We start from the raw sequence: 3,654 nt of genomic DNA, 5'->3' as shown, positions 1-3,654 counted from the left end.
ACTTCGTTTTACAGTATTCGCATGTAATAAATAGATTAACAAATCGTTAAAGCCGAAGATTACGGAACATCGGCTGAATATCCGATAGCGGTAACAAGATATTTCATGACGTCCCGGCGCGGATCGTGGTGCTGGATCGTCTGCCGCTGACGCCGAACGGCAAGATCGACCGCAAGGCGCTGCCGGCTCCGGATCAGCTTGCGACGTCAATCGAGCATGTCGCGCCGCGCACGCCGGCCGAGGCGGCGCTGGCTGCGATCTGGGCCGATCTGCTGCGCCAGCCCAACATCGGCGTCACCGACAATTTCTTCGAGCTCGGTGGTGATTCGATCATCTCGCTGCAAATGGTGAGCCGCGCGCGGCGCGAAGGCGTGCTCATCGAGCCACGCGACGTTTTCCGGTATCAGACCATCGAGGCCCTGGCAGCGTCGTCCCGCGATGTCGGTCCTGGCAAGGACGACCCGGTATCAGAACGTGGCTCGCTCTCGGGTCTGTCCGCCGAGCAGCTCGAGCGGCTCGGTCTGGACTTAAGCCGCATCGAGGACGTCTATCCGTTGTCGCCGATGCAGCAGGGCATGCTGTTTCACAGCCTGCGCGATGCTGGCAGCGGCGTCTATGTCAACCAGGTCAGCGTCGAGATCCGTGGCCTCGATCCGCAACGTCTCGGCACGGCATGGCGCGAGGTGAGCGCACGTCATCAGATGCTGCGGACCGGTTTCCTGTGGCGTGAGCTCTCCGGCTCTCCGCTGCAAGCGGTCTATCGCGACGCCATCGTGCCGTTCGAGCAAGAGGATTGGCGCGGGCAGGCGATCGGTGACGAACGGATTGCCGCTGCCCTTGCTGATGAACGCGCCGCCGAGTTCGATCTCCAAACGCCGCCGCTACAGCGGGTGCGGCTGCTGCGGCTCCAGGACGACCTGTATCGGCTGATCTGGACCTATCATCATATCCTGATGGACGGCTGGAGCTCAGCCAGATTTATCGGAGAAGTGCTGGAGTGCTATTATGGCGGCACGCCTGCTGCGAACGCGACGCGCTACCGCGACTACATCGCCTGGCTGCTGGCGCAGGATGCCAGGGCTGCCGAAGCCTTCTGGCGCGAGCAGCTCAAGGGCTTCGACCAGCCGACGCAGCTCGCCGATGCCTTCGGCGGGCGCCGCCATCATGCATCCGGCCACGAACGCTGTTACACGCGTCTCGGAGAGACCGCGACCGCGGAGCTGAAGGCGTTCGCGCGCCGCGAGCGGATCACGTTGAACACCATCGTTCAGGGTGTGTGGGCGCTGCTGCTACAGCGTTATACGGGCCAGAATACCGTGACGTTCGGCGTGACAGTGGCCGGTCGTCCGGCCAGCCTCGACGGATCCCAGCAGATGCTCGGGCTCTTCATCAATACGCTGCCCGTGATCGAAACGCTGCCGCCCGCCAGCACCATCGGAGAATGGCTGCGGGCGCTGCAGGATCGCAATTCGGCGATCCGGGATTACGAGCACACGCCGCTCTATGACATCCAGGGCTGGGCCGGTCGCGCCGGTCAAACGATGTTCGACAGCATCATCGTCTTCGAGAACTATCCGATCGAACGCAGCATGCATCGCGGCGGGGGCGCTTTGCAGTTCAGCGGTCTGAAGAATGTCGACGTGACGAACTATCCGATGGACCTGTCGGTACTCGTCGAAGACACGCTTCAGGTCGAATACACCTATATGCCGAACCATTTCACCGCGGCGCAGGCGGCGCAGATCAAGACGCAGTTCGAGCATTTGCTGGCAGCGCTGACGCGGGACGCCACGGCTCTGCTTGGCGCCATCGATCCCGTCACGGAGGTCGACGCCGCTCTTGCAGACAGTTGCAATCGTAACGCCACGTCGAGCCCTCCGCTGCCGCCGGTGCACGAGGCGATCAGCGGCCATGCGCAGAGTCATCCGGAGCGAACGGCGCTGACCATCGGCAGCACAGTGCTCTCGTTCGGAGAGCTTGAGTGCAGGGCCAATCGTCTGGCCCATCACCTGATCGCGCGCGGACTCAAATCCGAGCAGCGCGTCGGCGTAGTGGTCGAGCGAACCGAAATCACGATGATCGCACTGCTCGCGGTCCTCAAGGCAGGCGGGGCTTACGTTCCACTCGATCCCGAACTGCCGCCGGAACGGCGTGCGTTCGTCATGCGCGATGCCGCAATCGCGTTCTTGTTGACCGGACGGCTCGGGATCGAGGGCAGACCGGATGGTGTCGAAAGAATCTCGCTGTCCGCGTTCGATTTCGACGCTGGTCCCGACCATCCGCCGCAACCTGAACTGCATCCTGAAAACCTTGCCTATCTGATCTACACCTCGGGCTCCACAGGGACGCCCAAGGGCGTCGCCGTCACCCATGGGCCGCTGGCGATGCACTGTCACGTCACGGGAAGCCTCTACGAGATCGACCAAAGCTCTTGCGAGCTGCATTTTCTGTCGCTGGCCTTCGACGGTGCCCACGAGCGCTGGCTCACGGTTCTGTCACATGGCGCACGGTTGCTGATGCGCGACGCCGAATTGTGGACGCCGGAGCAAACGGTCGAGAACCTGCACGCCCATCGCGTCAGCCATATCGGATTGCCGCCGGCCTTCCTCCAGCAGGTCGCAGAGTGCGTCGAGCAGAACGGCAACCCGCCGCCGGTCAAGCTCTACTCGTTCGGCGGCGAGGCGATGCCGAAGGCAGGCTTCGACAAGGTCAGGCGCGTTCTCAAGCCGCGCATCCTGATCAATGGTTATGGCCCGACCGAAACCGTCGTCACGCCGCTGGTCTGGAAGGTCGATGGCGCCTCCGAATGCGACACGCCCTATGCGCCGATCGGCACGCCGGTCGGCGACCGCCGCGCCTATATTCTCGATGGCGGGCTCGACATCATTCCTGCCGGTGTTGCCGGCGAGCTCTATCTCGGCGGCTTCGGGTTGGCGCGCGGTTATCATGGCAAGGCCGGCATGACCGCGGAGCGGTTCGTGCCTGACCCGTTCTCGGCGGTGCCGGGCGCCCGGCTGTACCGCACCGGTGATCTGGCGCGATGGCGCGAAGACGGCACCGTCGAATATCTCGGCCGCAGCGACGACCAGGTCAAGGTCAACGGCTTCCGCATCGAGCTCGGAGAGATCCAGACCTCGCTGCTCCGTCACGAGGCGATCGCGCAGGCGGCGGTGGTGGCAGTGCCGGGCACAGCCGGCAATCAGCTCATCGCCTATGTCGCGCCGAAGGCGGCCGGCGACGCCGCGCCCGGTGTGGCCGAAGCGCTGGTCGAGCGCCTGACCGGTTTCCTGAAGCAGATCCTGCCGGCCTATATGGTGCCGGCGCGGATCATGATGCTGGAGCGGTTGCCGACATTGTCGAGCGGCAAGATCGACCGGCGCGCGTTGCCGTCTCCCGACGCGCCGGTGCGGAGCTTCGTCGCGCCGCAAGGCCCGACAGAGACCGCGATGGCCCGCTTGTGGTCCGAGATTCTGAAAGTGCCGCAGGTCGGCGTCACCGACAATTTCTTCGAGCTTGGCGGCAATTCGATTCTGTGCCTCAAGGTCGTGGCGCGGCTCCGTCAGGACAAGGCGTTCGGGATCGAGATCAAGCTGCGCGATCTGCTGCAGAAGCCTACGATCCGCGCGCTGCTCGCCGGCGACGCCACCGCGGCGT

Annotated in this window: 1 protein-coding gene; it reads left to right on the top strand. The window is 64.0% G+C overall.

All coding sequences use genetic code 11. From position 1 onward, the window contains the following. Window positions 1-125: 125 nt before the first annotated feature. Window positions 126-3,654 (top strand): amino acid adenylation domain-containing protein (locus MOV75_RS30865; RefSeq protein ID WP_247007210.1); only part of this gene is annotated, 3,529 nt, incomplete at its 3' end.

The organism is Bradyrhizobium sp. PRIMUS42, assembly GCF_023006515.1.
In the GTDB taxonomy this organism is placed as follows: domain Bacteria; phylum Pseudomonadota; class Alphaproteobacteria; order Rhizobiales; family Xanthobacteraceae; genus Bradyrhizobium.
Note: the sequence above shows the minus strand (reverse complement) of the source record. Positions and strands in the feature narration are given on the sequence as shown.